10 protein-coding genes are annotated in these 13,631 nt (G+C 41.7%); 2 read left to right on the forward strand and 8 right to left on the reverse strand.

Annotation, left to right across the window (positions count from 1 at the left end; translation table 11 throughout):
• Nucleotides 1-444: 444 nt before the first annotated feature.
• The gene (gene leuS / locus M2273_RS27295; protein ID WP_429400949.1) at nt 445-3,276 is read right to left on the reverse strand and encodes a leucine--tRNA ligase; all 2,832 of its coding nucleotides are present in this window, start codon (nt 3,274-3,276) and stop codon (nt 445-447) included.
• 209 nt (nt 3,277-3,485) lie between these two features.
• Here leuS and M2273_RS27300 point away from each other — a divergent pair, with 209 nt between their 5' ends.
• On the forward strand, nt 3,486-4,274 hold the full coding sequence (locus M2273_RS27300; protein ID WP_429400950.1) for a hypothetical protein: 789 nt from the start codon (nt 3,486-3,488) through the stop codon (nt 4,272-4,274).
• Nucleotides 4,275-4,351: 77 nt separating this feature from the next.
• On the opposite strand, the gene M2273_RS27305 is transcribed toward M2273_RS27300, so the two are convergent.
• The 4 genes from M2273_RS27305 to M2273_RS27320 form a co-directional block, all read right to left on the reverse strand.
• A complete protein-coding gene (locus tag M2273_RS27305) occupies nt 4,352-4,888 on the reverse strand; it encodes an RNA polymerase sigma factor (protein WP_429400951.1) in 537 nt (178 codons plus the stop codon).
• A gap of 266 nt (nt 4,889-5,154) precedes the next feature.
• Nucleotides 5,155-6,174 carry a UDP-N-acetylmuramate dehydrogenase gene (murB, locus tag M2273_RS27310; protein WP_429400952.1) on the reverse strand — a complete coding sequence of 340 codons (1,020 nt, stop codon included), beginning with the start codon at nt 6,172-6,174 and terminating at the stop codon, nt 5,155-5,157.
• Between the two features lie 61 nt (nt 6,175-6,235).
• Nucleotides 6,236-7,909: an ArnT family glycosyltransferase gene (locus M2273_RS27315; protein ID WP_429400953.1), complete on the reverse strand. Its 1,674-nt coding sequence runs from the start codon at nt 7,907-7,909 to the stop codon at nt 6,236-6,238.
• A gap of 377 nt (nt 7,910-8,286) precedes the next feature.
• On the reverse strand, nt 8,287-9,267 hold the full coding sequence (locus tag M2273_RS27320; protein WP_429400954.1) for a glycosyltransferase: 981 nt from the start codon (nt 9,265-9,267) through the stop codon (nt 8,287-8,289).
• Between the two features lie 248 nt (nt 9,268-9,515).
• On the opposite strand from M2273_RS27320, the gene M2273_RS27325 reads away from it, so the two are divergent.
• Complete coding sequence (locus tag M2273_RS27325) at nt 9,516-10,832, forward strand: sugar MFS transporter (RefSeq protein ID WP_429400955.1); 1,317 nt, start codon at nt 9,516-9,518, stop codon at nt 10,830-10,832.
• 153 nt (nt 10,833-10,985) lie between these two features.
• Here M2273_RS27325 and M2273_RS27330 read toward each other — a convergent pair whose 3' ends face one another.
• The 3 genes from M2273_RS27330 to lpdA all read right to left on the reverse strand — a co-directional run bounded on the left by M2273_RS27330 (nt 10,986) and on the right by lpdA (nt 13,604).
• Nucleotides 10,986-11,426 (reverse strand): sterol desaturase family protein, encoded by a 441-nt coding sequence (locus tag M2273_RS27330; RefSeq protein WP_429400956.1) that lies wholly within the window; start codon nt 11,424-11,426, stop codon nt 10,986-10,988.
• Nucleotide 11,427: 1 nt separating this feature from the next.
• Nucleotides 11,428-12,066, reverse strand: a complete 639-nt coding sequence (locus M2273_RS27335) for a TlpA family protein disulfide reductase (protein WP_429400957.1) — start codon at nt 12,064-12,066, stop codon at nt 11,428-11,430.
• A 134-nt stretch (nt 12,067-12,200) separates the two neighbouring features.
• Complete coding sequence (gene lpdA / locus M2273_RS27340) at nt 12,201-13,604, reverse strand: dihydrolipoyl dehydrogenase (protein WP_429401046.1); 1,404 nt, start codon at nt 13,602-13,604, stop codon at nt 12,201-12,203.
• Nucleotides 13,605-13,631 lie beyond the last annotated feature (27 nt).

Raw genomic sequence — 13,631 nt, forward strand, 5'->3', positions numbered from 1 at the left:
GGAGGCGAAAGTAGTTCAAATGTTACACCCCAAATGGTTATTTTTTTAATAAAACTAAAATTGTAATGTATATGTTACACTAAGGTTATGTAAACATCATGTTAATTCGATAAGTCGCTTGAGTGGGCATTTGTAATGGCATCAATGCCACGGGAATGAAGGATAAATAAAGGAATAATGATGTCATTGCCGAACTCGTCGAAGTATAGTGGGCAGGCACTACACGCTATCTTCTTTGTCTGAATCTTGATTTTTCAGATTAAAGGATTTACAGGATTCTTTCTTTAGCTGATTCCGACTTATATTCGTCTGCGATGATTGTTTTTGATTTGTCATCCTGAACGCAGTGAAGGATCTACTCGCGAACTATGCATATCGCCGGATAGATCCTTCGTTCCTCAGGATGACAAAATAGACTATAGCCCTCTTAAGGAACTTGAAGGCTTACACCACCATATTTACAATTCTTCCTTTAACCACAATTACCTTTTTAGGGGTTTTGCCGTCAAGGTACCGTTGTACATCGGTATTGGCCAAAACAAAGGCTTCAATATCCTTTGGCTCCAGGCTTAGTGATACATTGAGGTTCATTTTTGTTTTACCGTTGATGGATATCGGGTAAGCAAATTCATCCTCAACCAAATAAGCGCTGTTGAATTTTGGAAATGGCGCGTACGATAACGTGCCTGCCGGATTGCCCAGCAAGGTCCACAGTTCTTCGCAAATATGTGGCGCGTATGATGAAAGTACGATCACCAGCTCCTGCAGTATTGCCCGGTTATTACATTTCAGATCGGTAAGCTCATTAACCGCTATCATAAAACTGGAAACCGAAGTATTGAACGAGAAACGTTCCACATCTTCTTCCACCTTGCGGATGATCTTGTGCAATGATTTCAGTTCGGCTTTTGATGGCTCGGCATTGGATACGCTAAACTCCCAGGCATCATTATGGAACATCCTCCAAAACTTACGCAGGAATTTGAACACTCCTTCAATACCATTGGTATTCCAGGGTTTGCTCTGCTCCAGCGGACCAAGGAACATCTCATACATACGCAAAGTATCGGCACCATAACGTTGCGCTATATCATCAGGATTCACCACGTTATAATAACGTTTTGACATCTTTTCAACCTCAACCCCGCAGATGTATTTACCGTTTTCTAAAATAAACTCGGCATCCGCAAACTCAGGTCTCCATTCTTTAAACCTCTTTATATTCAACACTTCGTTCTCTACCATATTAACATCAACATGTATTGGCGAAGTGTGGTATTCCCTGATTAACCCGTGCGAAACAAAAGTGTTAGTACCGCGCCCTATTTCGTCAATTAAGCGATACACAAAGTTGCTTCGGCCCTGTATCATCCCCTGATTAATGAGCTTTTTAAAAGGCTCTTCCTCAACCACCTTATCAATATCCTTTAAAAACTTGTTCCAAAAACGGCTGTACAACAAGTGCCCGGTGGCATGTTCGCTGCCACCTATATACAGGTCAACATCCTTCCAGTAGGCAATAGCTTCTTTCGATGCAAACTCCTTATCGTTTTGGGCATCCATATAACGGTACCAGTACCAGCTTGAACCGGCCCAGCCCGGCATGGTGCTTAATTCGTATTCTCCTTCGGGATGTTTCCAGTTTTCTGCCCTGCCCAATGGTGGTTCGCCTGTTTCGGTTGGCAAATATTTATCAACCTCGGGCAATAACAACGGCAAATGATCTTCTTCAATTAAATGAGGCAAACCATCTTTAAAATAAACCGGCACCGGCTCGCCCCAGTAACGCTGGCGGCCAAATATGGCATCGCGCATCCTGAAGTTTACTTTTGCCTTGCCCGCGCCAATGGCTTCCAATTTGGCGATAACAGCAGCGGTACCCGCCTTATAATCCAACCCGTTCATAAAGTCCGAATTAATATACGTACCTTCTTTGGTCGGGTCGGCCTCGGTTTCAATATTTTGTATGTCGATGATAGGTACTATCGGCAGGTTAAAATGTTTGGCAAACAAATAATCACGCTGATCGCCCGATGGTACGGCCATAACCGCGCCTGTACCATATCCGGCCAAAACATAATCGGCAATCCAGATCTGGATCTTTTCGCCATTCAACGGATTAAGCACATAACTGCCCGTAAACGCGCCCGATACGGTTTTGGCATCAGCCATCCTGTCCAACTCCGATTTCTTTTTGGTTTGGGTTATGTAGGCATCAATGCTTGCCTTTTGCTCCGGCGTAGTTAACGAGGCTACCAACTCATGCTCAGGTGCTATCACCAAAAAGGTAACACCAAAAATGGTATCAACCCGGGTGGTGAAAACCTCTATATAGGTTGCGGGGTTCGTGTTGCCGGTTGCGGGATTTGCTGTTTCCCGAACCTCGCTCCCCGAACCTGGCAACGGAAAACGAACACTCGCGCCTGTACTTTTGCCTATCCAGTTGCGCTGCATTTCTTTTAGCGGTTCTGGCCAGTCAATAGTGTCCAAACCTTGCAACAAGCGTTCGGCATAGGCGGTGATGCGCATGCTCCACTGCAACATTTTCTTTTGCTCCACCGGGTAACCACCACGCTCGCTAAAGCCTTCCTTTACTTCGTCATTAGCCAATACGGTACCTAAAGCCGGGCACCAGTTTACGGTACTTTCGCGCAGGTAAGTAAGGCGGTATTTTAACAGTTCGCTCTGCTGCTCCTGGTTGCTTAAGGCTTTCCATTCATCAGCAGTAAAACTTAATATTTCTTCATCACTTACGGCGTTTATCCCGGCCGATCCTTTTTGCTCAAAATGCTCAACTAATTTGGCAATGGACTCCGCTTTGTCGGCATCTTTATTATACCAGGAGTTGAACAACTGCCTAAAGATCCACTGTGTCCACTTATAATAATCAGGCGAACTGGTGCGTACCTCACGGCTCCAGTCAAACGAAAAACCTAATTGATCTAACTGGCGGCGATAGGTTGCAATATTATCCGCAGTAGTAATAGCGGGGTGCTGACCGGTTTGTATGGCATATTGCTCGGCCGGTAAGCCAAAGCTATCATAACCCATAGGGTGCAACACGTTAAAACCTTTAAGGCGTTTATAACGTGCAAAAATATCAGATGCAATATAACCCAGCGGATGGCCAACATGCAGCCCCGCACCCGATGGATAAGGGAACATATCCAGCACATAATACTTGGGTTTGGCACTTTTATCTTCAGCTTTAAAGGTTCCGTTATCGGCCCAAAACTGCTGCCACTTTTGCTCTATATCTTTAAATTGATAGTCCATTTTATTGTTTACGCGTATGAGGTTGCGAAATTAAGAAAATCCCTATTAGTTTGGTAGTTAATTGATGCTTTGTTTATTTGATTTACTGATAAATTGTAATAATTCATCCTATTTATACTTACAACCATATAATACCATAAATTGACTGCCTTTTTTCTTAATTCATTGATAATAAGTTAAGTTTGTAAAAATACTAACCAAACCTCATTATGAAACACCAGTTAAAACTCATTCTTTTGTTACTTATCTGTATTGCTATAAGTTATTCGGCATGTACCAAATCAAGCATCACCCGTAATTCAAGTACGGTTACCCCAAAGGTGATAAGCAGCCAGGTGGCTTTAAATCTTAAACAAATATTATATGGCGAATATGGCTCCTTTAGTATTGCCGACGGAGTAGACATGCCGGTAAATATGGATATTGGTCATAAAGGCCGCCTTAAAATACAGTCGACCAATGATGGCCCACAATGCGGTTTTAAGATCGATACCGCTTTTCAGTTTTCTCTTGACGCCAGTGATACTGCCAAATTTGATATCTGGAACAGGATAAAGTATGAAGTGCTTTGCACTGGTGGCGTACTGTCGGGCGTAAGTGTTTATGATAGTTTAAACGTTTCGGCTACATCAGCTAATTACACCATCGTATCAAAAAGCGGCGAAACTTTGGTGCTTAAAAGATTGGTTCCGGGTAATAAAAACTCACAACTTTCGCTGAGTGGCTCGTTAAATGTTTATGCAAATGTACAGCCCAAAAAAGCATCAGAAAAACCTACCACCGGGACATATAATTTTACGCTAACCGCCCTGATCATTGATCCTACAAAAAATGGCGACGTTATAAGTGGTTCGGCAACGTTTGCCACTAAGGGCAGCAGCGCCGATGGTATTTGGGATTATAAGGGAACCATTATATTTTTAGGCGATCATAAAGTTAAGATCACCATTGAAGGATCATCCTATACTTATGACCTGCAAACAGGGTTGGAAGTATAAACCGCAGATAATTTAAACACAAATGTAAAAAACCCGCCTCATCAGCGGGTTTTTTACTATATAGTGAGTTTAATATATTAAATCTCTGCATAAACGGGTTTGGCAATACCGTTATCATAAGCTTTTAAATTCTTCTTTAATAACTTACGTGCCACGTGAATGCGGGTTTTTACTGTGCCGATAGGGATATCCAGATGATCGGCTATTTCATGGTATTTATGTCCCTCAAAATACATCGTAAATGGTACGTAGTAATCTTCGGGTAACCTGTCAAGGGCTCTTTTAATATCATCCATCACAAACTTTGCCTCGCCTTGATTTTTTGTTGAACTGAATACCAGGTTTGGAGATGAGATCTCGTCAGACTTGGTAACAAATGTGCTCATTTTAACAAAACGGCGATAGTTGTTGATGAACGTATTTTTCATGATGGTGTATAACCATCCTTTTAAATTTGTACCCTCTTTAAACTTATTGTAATAAGTTATGGCCTTCAACATTGTATCCTGGACAAGGTCGTTAGCATCATCTGCGTCATGGGTAAAATGAAGGGCGTAAGACCTTAATGAACTTGCCTGACGTAGTACTAGGGTGTTAAACTCAATCTTTGTCATTTTGTTAAAGTTTTGTAACAAGTGTTAGACAAGCATGATGCCACTTACCGGTTAACTTTGAACACGGACAAAACTTTAAGTTAAATTTAAAAACAAAAATTCAAAGTGTAACCATTACACTATAAATGTTGTTAAGTATCTTATAAACAACAAATTATATCTACTAAATACTGAAAATAATCAAGTGAGACCAGTGTTTGTTTGTAACAAAAATGTTATACAAGGGAACAAAAAGGGCTGGATTTGTTTAGTTTGAATAAAATTATTTAACTAATAATATTTACTTCACGTTGTAGCATAACGCCAAATTTAGTGTACACACTGTCTATGATTTGCGACGAAAAGCTGTACACTTCCTGTCCGGTGGCACCGCCATGGTTCACTAATACCAGTGCCTGATTTTTCCATGTTCCGGTATTTCCTACAGTTTTTCCCTTCCATCCGCACTGTTCAATAAGCCATCCCGCGGCTAATTTAACCTGGCCATCGCCGCCCGGATAATTCACCACATCAGGAAATTTTGAGTGGATCTCCTTAAACTCATCAACACTTATCAGTGGATTTTTAAAAAAACTACCGGCATTACCTATTGTTGAAGGATCAGGAAGTTTGGATACCCGGATATGAGATACTACCTGCGAAACATCTTTAATAGTAGGCAATGTAATACCCCTACTGGCCAGCTCCTGCCCTATGGCGCCATACTGGGTATTGATATTAGGGACCAGCGACAAATGAAACTTTACCGATACTATGATATACAATCCTTTCAGTTCATTTTTAAATACACTTTCGCGATAGCCAAATTTGCAGTCGGCTTTGGTAAAGCTTTTAAATGTACCTGTAGCGATTTCAAAAGCTTTGCAGCTCACAAAAGTGTCCTTTAACTCCACGCCATAAGCGCCAATGTTTTGAATGGGCGATGCACCTACCGAACCAGGGATAAGGCTCAGGTTTTCGATACCCGCATATTCGCGGGCCACACAAAAGTTCACCAGATCATTCCACACCTCGCCGCCACCGACTTCCACAAAAACATCATTGTGACTTATACGGTGTTCGATACCGCGTATGTTCATGCGGATCACCAACCCATTAAAATCGTTAACCAGTAACAGGTTGCTGCCCCCACCCATCACCAGCCGCTCTGTTTGCTGCCATTGCGGATCTGCAAACAATTCAACCAATTCGTCCTCATGTGCTATCTCTACAAAATACCGGGCAGAAACATCAATACCAAAAGTGTTAAAGTTTTTAAGGGATACGTTTTCCTGTATTTGCAGCATATTTTTGATGTCGGATTTGGGATGTTGGATTTCGGATTTACTTGGAGCGAATTTCGGAATTTTATTTTGCAGTGCTACCCAATCTCACCAAAAAGAAATGATTCAACGTGGTCATCCTTTTTGCTTTGATGATGAACGGCAGCGTCATATTCTCATTCGGATAATTATCAAATGCTTTCACCAATTCAAAAGGTGTATTATTCTTTTGCAGCTCCGCCTTTTGATCGTCATTAATTAATATAAGCGCGTTGGTATGTTTGGCCGCCTCGTTCAGATCCATAAAGGTAACCGGCTGATGGGTGTAAAACTCAAAAGCATTCGGCACATTGAAGGCCGCTATCACTTCATCATTTGGATGATGTTGATTAATATATTCGGCCGCGTGCAGATCGCCCTTAAAAGTAAGCAGTGTAGGGTACACTACACTCATGAGGTAGGCATTAACCCACAAGCCCACACAGCACGTGAATAAAAACAAAGCTCTTTGTTTTGAGGCGGTATTTTTATAAATGTATAAAGTAATACCTGCCAATAAAATGCAGAGGGGCAAAAATATGGTCAAGCGCTCGGGCGCGAAAATGAAGTTGAGCACTATAACAATTACTATCAGCAAACCGCTTATGCTGTATTGAGCAATGGTAAAAAACAGGTTTCTGTTGCTGTTAAACACTTCCCGCACAAATCCCGCCGTTATAATAGCGAAGAACGGGAACAGGATATTGGTATAAAAGGGCAACTGAAATTTGGAGATCGAAAAAATAAGCAGCATCACCACAGAGCCGCTAATGGTAATATACTCGGGCAGTACTACCCCTTTAACCATTTTACGGATATGCCTGAAAATGGCATAGTAAAATAAAAGCATCCAGGGAGCAAAGGCCCATAAAAGCGTATGCAGAAAAAAGAAGATACTGCCATGGGTGTTTTTGATAAAGCTATTGTTATTAAACCGACCAAACTGGCTATCCCACAAAAACCAATGAATGCCCGATATGCCGGTTTTGCCAAAAACCACCTTTTCGGGATGCAGATCGAACTGTATATATAAGGTATAAATTTCGGGCAGTGTAAAAATGGCTACCAGTATAAAAGCCAAAAGCCATTTGAGGTGAAAAAGATTTTTAAGATCTTTTTTAAACAGATAATCGCCAATAATAGCGCTGCCTATGGGGATCAGCAGGTATATGCCTTTGGTCATTACCGCGCAGGCTGTAAATAACGAGGCCAGCAAAATATCAATAAGGCTAAAGCGCTCCTTAACTTTATAAAAGTGATACACAGCGCCCATCAGCAGGCCCATAATATAAGGCTCGGCCCGCACATCGGTGTTCGACATTAAAACATGCTGGGCGGTAAGCAATATTAAAATGGCTATCAGAGCCGTTTCCTGATCATAAAATTTACGGGCCAGTTTATAAGTATACACAACCGACATCAGGAAAAACAATAGGGCCGGCAGTTTATAAGCTATGGTATTAATGCCAAAAACTTTAAAGCTCAGGGCCGCCATCCAAAAGGGAAAATGTGGTTTATCCAGCCAGTCTTTCCCATGATAAATGATATCAGCAAAATTATTGCTTTGGGCCATGGTACGGGCAAGCATACTGTACAGGCTGGGGTCGTCGGTAAAATATTTAATGCCTATGCCGGCTATATTAACCAGTATGGCCAAAACCAGTACCACTATATATGGTCTTTTTTGTGCCGCGGATAGGGAGGTTGCTGAACTATTCACCAGATATATTTATCGCAATAAGCTGTACAAAATAACACATTATAAAATTACTAACGTGTTGAACCCTTAAGATTCTTAAAAAAATCAACCGGGAATTGCGGCGAATCGACTCACCCGGTCATCGCTATGCTCGACCACCCTCTCTTCGCCTGCGGCGGAAAGAGGGAGTTTGCAAGGCTTTTATTTTAACTGTCATCCTGAGGAACGAAGGATCTATTGTTGAATCTGTCCAATCGTTGAATAGATGCTTCACTATGTTCAGCATGACAAAATTATTTTTCTTCCTCAACCCTCTTTTCGCCGCAGGCGAAGAGGGTCGCCGAGCGAAGCGCAGACGGGGTGAGTCTTCTAAACCAGGTACATCAATAATTCATGCTTCACTCAGTCCATGGCAAATACTTTGGTGAAGTTTCTATCAATGTTGGATTAACCGCATTTAATGTTTCACCATTCAAAACCTCCTGATAAAGCATCAAATATTTTTGAGCCATTTTCTGTACGGTAAAATTGTCAACAGCATAATCATGGCAAAGCTGGTTATTAAATCCAGCCACGGCTTTAAGTCCATCGGTGAGTACTTGCTTACTGTTGCTAAGCAGCCCCACCTCTGGCAATACCAGTTCGGGCAGGGAACCATAGGGCGTGCCAAATACCGGGCAGCCAAAGTACAGACTTTCAATAATAGCCAAACCAAAAGGCTCGTGCCATAAAACCGGGAACAACAATGCTTTTGAACTGTTAAGCACCACCGACTTTTCATCATTATTAACCATGCCCTTAAACCGTACATTAATATTAAATGTAAAGCGCAACCCCATTTTTAAATTGAAGCGATCACCACCCAAAACTATCAGCTTGTTACCACTTTGAGTAGCCACATCAATAGCCCCCTTTACGTTTTTAACCCGCCAGGCAGCCTTTGCCAAAAAATGTGTGTGGGTTCGTTTTTTTGAAAGATCAGGTCTGGGATAATCATCGGGATCAAGACCATGGTGTATAAAAACCGATGAGCCATGCCGCGCTGCATGATCGGCAGATACAAATACGGAGTTCCTATCTAACTGATGCCCATAACCCGGATTGTTATGCACATTGATGAGGTAAGGTTTCTTTGTGAAATTGCTCACCTGGAAGTGAAAATGTACCACATCAATATCATCAGGTACCTGCATGTTCATATCAATAGCAGGATCATAAACTAAAATTTTTGCAAACGGGCATTCGGAGCCGGCGGCTACCAGGTAAGTTACCTCATGCCTCAAGCGGTTAAGCTCCTTACCCAGCCACCAGGTCACCCGCTCGGTGCCGCCGTATTTTGCAGCAGGTATTTGGGTATTGTTAACTATTAATATTTTCATCAGGCTGATAAAGTAAGCGCCCGAATTTCGGAATTTAATTTGGATTGAAAAGATTTGTCTGATTAACCATCCAGCTGCTTTTTCGCCCCCTTTACATCATAAAAATCAGGAGATTTTACTTTAACATCCAAAAAAACAGGTGTTATTGAAATTTATTTGCTTAAATTTTCATTTTAGCAATATAATCTATCAACTTTTTTAATTATTTTAGAAACTTAATTAAGTTCTTAACATTTTAACTAAAAGAAATGACAGTCATTAGCACTTCCGAAAAACTACCCCTTAAAAAAACAGCTGTAAATCCTATTATCATTATAGGCGCTTTATTTTTCATTTTCGGTTTTGTAACCTGGCTAAATTCGGTATTGATACCCTATCTTAAAATTGCCTGCCAGCTTAATAACATCGAATCGTTTTTGGTGGCCAGCGCCTTTTACATTGCCTATCTGCTGATGGCCAAACCGTCGGCTTGGCTGCTCAAAATATTTGGTTTTAAAAACGGAATGGCCGTTGGCTTAATTATCATGGCATTGGGCGCGCTGATATTTATACCCGCAGCATTAACCCGTACGTATGTCATTTTCCTGATCGGCCTGTTTGTACAGGGTTCAGGATTAGCGGTTCTGCAATCGGCCTCAAACCCATATATCACTATAGTTGGCCCACCCGAAAGTGCCGCCAAGCGTATCAGCATTATGGGTATATGTAATAAGTTTGCCGGTGTATTGGCCCCACTTGCCTTGGGCGCTGTTGTGTTAAAAAACATCGATGCTTTTACAGCTAAACTTGCCACGCTGAGTGACACTGAAAAGATAAGCGAGCTTAACGAGCTGGCTTCACGCGTTATATTACCTTATGTACTTATTGTAATTGTATTGGCGATACTGGCCGTACTGATCTATTTTTCGGGATTGCCTGAAATTGATACCGATCATGAGGACGAAACCGTTGCCGCTGCCAACTCCGGCAAAACCAGCATATTCCAGTTTCCGCACTTAATATTAGGAGTAATAGCCCTGTTCCTGTATGTAGGAGCCGAGGTCATAGCTGGCGATTCCATCATCAGTTATGGTATGGCGCATCATATCCCGTTGTCTACAGCCAAGTATTTTGCCTCTGGTACCCTTGCCTGTATGGTTATTGGTTATATTGCCGGCATACTATTTATTCCCCGTTATATTTCACAACAAAAAGCGCTGGTATATTCGGCTATTTTGGGTGTAATTTTAACTACTGTCGCACTACTTGTTCCTAAATATGCTTCGGTAGCATGTATAGCCCTTTTAGGTTTAGCCAACTCTTTAATGTGGCCCGCTATATGGCCGCTGGCACTATCGGGCCTGGGCAGGTTTACCAAAATAGGCTCCTCTTTACTGGTAATGGGTATAGCCGGCGCGGCTGTTTTCCCGCCAATTTATGGCTTCCTTGTTGATAAGACTAAAGAAAGTGCCGGCCCAGAGATGGCAGCACAATCTTCATACTGGATATTGCTTCCTATTTATTTATTCATCCTGTATTTTGCTACAGTAGGTTATAAAAAGGGTAAGCATGTAGTGGCGGTGTAAGGCTTTAGATTATCTGAATTACGTATTTTGTCTGAACCACGAGTTTTGTCTGAACCAGGATTCGTAGGATTATAGGATTACAAGGATTGTTGTCAATAAGAAATCCCAATAATCCCTGAATCCGTTTAATCATGGTTCAGACAATTTACAATATCACCGCTTAAACCATTTCCTGCTTGCCACCAGCAACCCAAACTCTTCCGACGGATTTTTCTCTGTTGATTTATGGTGAATTTTATGCGCCCTGCGGATACCCAGCAGGTAACGGTTATTGCTTTTAAAAGATTTGAAGCGGTTATGGATAAACCAATCATGGAAAATAAAGTAGATGATGCCGTATATACTGATGCCGGTACCAATCCAAAAGTGATAATCTAAACTGATATGCCCCGTCCACATCAGCCATAAAGCCAGCGCTGCAAAACCGATGCTAAAAATATCGTTCAGCTCCAGAAAGCCGTGCCTTTCCTGGTGATGCGTTTTATGGATAAACCACAGTGGCCCATGGAACAAGTATTTGTGCATAGCCCAGGAAATTACTTCCATTACAGCAATGGTCATAAGCACGATACCTATATCCGATAATACCTGCATATTATTTTGCCGCTAATGCCGGTTCTATAACGCTTTCTATGTCTGCGATGTTAACATCCTCTTGTCCGTCATATCCCGTTTTCTGAAATATCAGCTCCCCTTTTTTATTAAAGATGATCACGGTAGGATAACCTACAAAACCCAACTGCGCATCCGGGCATTTGGTTTTATCAGCTGGAGAAAAACTTTCCAATTGGCTTCCGACATGATTAACTTTCGAGTCGCAACCCTCTATAAAATATACAGGCAACCTGAAATCCTGTCGTTGGCTAAAAAACTGATATGACTTTACATAATTAGCCATTGATGTATCCTGAGCTATAAACTTTTTAACTACACCACTATCCGTGCGACATAAAGTTATAAAACAAAAATCTTTATTATTAAGGTGTTTAGCGTAAAGCTTGTGCAGCATACCCATTTCTATAAAACATGGCGGGCATGGTATAAACCACGAATCAATAAACAGTACTTTATTTTTACTCAACTGCTTTAAAGTAGTATGCTTACCATGAATATCGTAAACATCAATATCAGGCAAATATTTAAGTTGCTGCTTTTTAGCACTATTTTGTGCCCTGCCCATAGATGCCCAAAATAACATGCATGTCAGTAAGATATAATAGTTTATCTTCTTCATAACTAATAATTTAGTTTAATATAAGCCATACTAAAACAAAAAGCAGAAACAAATCTAATTGTTTCTGCTTCAATATTATTTACTTCGATATTCTAAATTAAAAATCCGAAATCTGAATTCCCAAATCCGAAATCTTATATATGTATCGGCCTGTTCTCGGTAGCTGCTAAACATGCTTCGCGCATGGCTTCGGTATAAGTTGGGTGGGCGTGGCTCATGCGCGAAATATCTTCGGCGCTTGCACGGTATTCCATAGCTACAACAGCTTCGGCTATCATATCCGCGGCACGCGGACCAATCATGTGTACACCCAGGATTTCGTCGGTAGCGGCATCAGCCAGTACTTTTACAAAACCATCCAAATCACCGCTGGCACGGGCACGACCGCTGGCCTTAAATGGGAACGAACCTGTTTTATATTTTACACCGGCCTCCTTTAACTGCTCTTCGGTTTGGCCCACGGCAGCAACTTCTGGCCAGGTATAAACAACACCCGGTATCAGGTTATAGTCAATGTGCGGTTTTTGGCCGGCAATAATCTCGGCAACCAAAGTACCTTCATCCTCGGCTTTGTGTGCCAGCATGGCGCCTTTAATAACATCGCCAATGGCATAAACACCTTTAACGCTGGTTTCCAGGTGATCATTAACGGTGATCTTACGGCCGCGTTCTTCAACCGTAATACCTATTTTATCCAAACCTAAATTATCGGTATAAGCTATACGGCCAACGGCTACCAGGCAGTAATCGCCTTTAAGCTCTTTTTTCTCGCCTTTAGGGGTATCAAAACTTACAGTAACTTCTTTACCTTTTACCGTAGCGCCGGTAACTTTATGACCCAGGTAAAACTCCATACCCAGTTTGGTTAATACTTTTTGCAGCTCGCGACCCAATGCTTTATCCATAGTTGGGATAATGCCATCCATAAATTCAATTACAGATACTTTAGACCCTAAACGTGCATATACAGAACCCAGCTCCAAACCAATAACCCCACCGCCTATCAGTACCAGGTGTTTAGGTATTTCGGTGAGTGTTAAAGCCTCGGTAGATGTGATAATGCGTTTTTTATCGATCTTTAAAAATGGCAGTGCCGATGGTTTTGAACCGGTAGCAATGATCACGTTAGTGCTGGTGATCTCGGTTTCGGTGCCATCGCTTTTTTTAACGATGATGGTATTTTTATCTTTAAATGATCCTACACCAAAGTGGGTATCGATCTTGTTTTTCTTCATCAGGTAGCTAATGCCGCTGGTGTTGGCATCAACCACTTCCTGCTTACGTTTGATCATCTGCCCGAAATCAATTTTCAGGTTATCCAGGTTAATACCATGCGTTTTAAATGAGTGAGCCGCGTTATGGTAATGTTCAGACGAATCAAGCAAAGCCTTTGACGGGATACAGCCAACATTTAAGCAGGTACCCCCAAGGGTAGGATATTTTTCAACGATAGCGGTTTTTAAACCCAGCTGGGCACAACGTATAGCGGCTACATAGCCTCCAGGGCCCGAACCGATAACGATAACATCATATTGCATAGTAGTGTATTTTGTGGTTGGCAAAGT

The sequence above is a fragment of the Mucilaginibacter lappiensis genome (assembly GCF_050433765.1).
Taxonomy (GTDB): Bacteria; Bacteroidota; Bacteroidia; order Sphingobacteriales; family Sphingobacteriaceae; genus Mucilaginibacter; species Mucilaginibacter lappiensis_A.

What these genes read in the sequence shown, in the direction of transcription:
- M2273_RS27305 (WP_429400951.1), bottom strand. Translation starts at nt 4,888, where the DNA reads ATGACAAAGATTGAGTTTAACACCCTAGTACTACGTCAGGCAAGTTCA.
- M2273_RS27335 (WP_429400957.1), bottom strand. Translation starts at nt 12,066, where the DNA reads ATGAAGAAGATAAACTATTATATCTTACTGACATGCATGTTATTTTGG.
- lpdA (WP_429401046.1), bottom strand. Translation starts at nt 13,604, where the DNA reads ATGCAATATGATGTTATCGTTATCGGTTCGGGCCCTGGAGGCTATGTA.
- murB (WP_429400952.1), bottom strand. Translation starts at nt 6,174, where the DNA reads ATGCTGCAAATACAGGAAAACGTATCCCTTAAAAACTTTAACACTTTT.
- M2273_RS27330 (WP_429400956.1), bottom strand. Translation starts at nt 11,426, where the DNA reads ATGCAGGTATTATCGGATATAGGTATCGTGCTTATGACCATTGCTGTA.
- M2273_RS27325 (WP_429400955.1), top strand. Translation starts at nt 9,516, where the DNA reads ATGACAGTCATTAGCACTTCCGAAAAACTACCCCTTAAAAAAACAGCT.
- leuS (WP_429400949.1), bottom strand. Translation starts at nt 3,276, where the DNA reads ATGGACTATCAATTTAAAGATATAGAGCAAAAGTGGCAGCAGTTTTGG.
- M2273_RS27300 (WP_429400950.1), top strand. Translation starts at nt 3,486, where the DNA reads ATGAAACACCAGTTAAAACTCATTCTTTTGTTACTTATCTGTATTGCT.
- M2273_RS27320 (WP_429400954.1), bottom strand. Translation starts at nt 9,267, where the DNA reads ATGAAAATATTAATAGTTAACAATACCCAAATACCTGCTGCAAAATAC.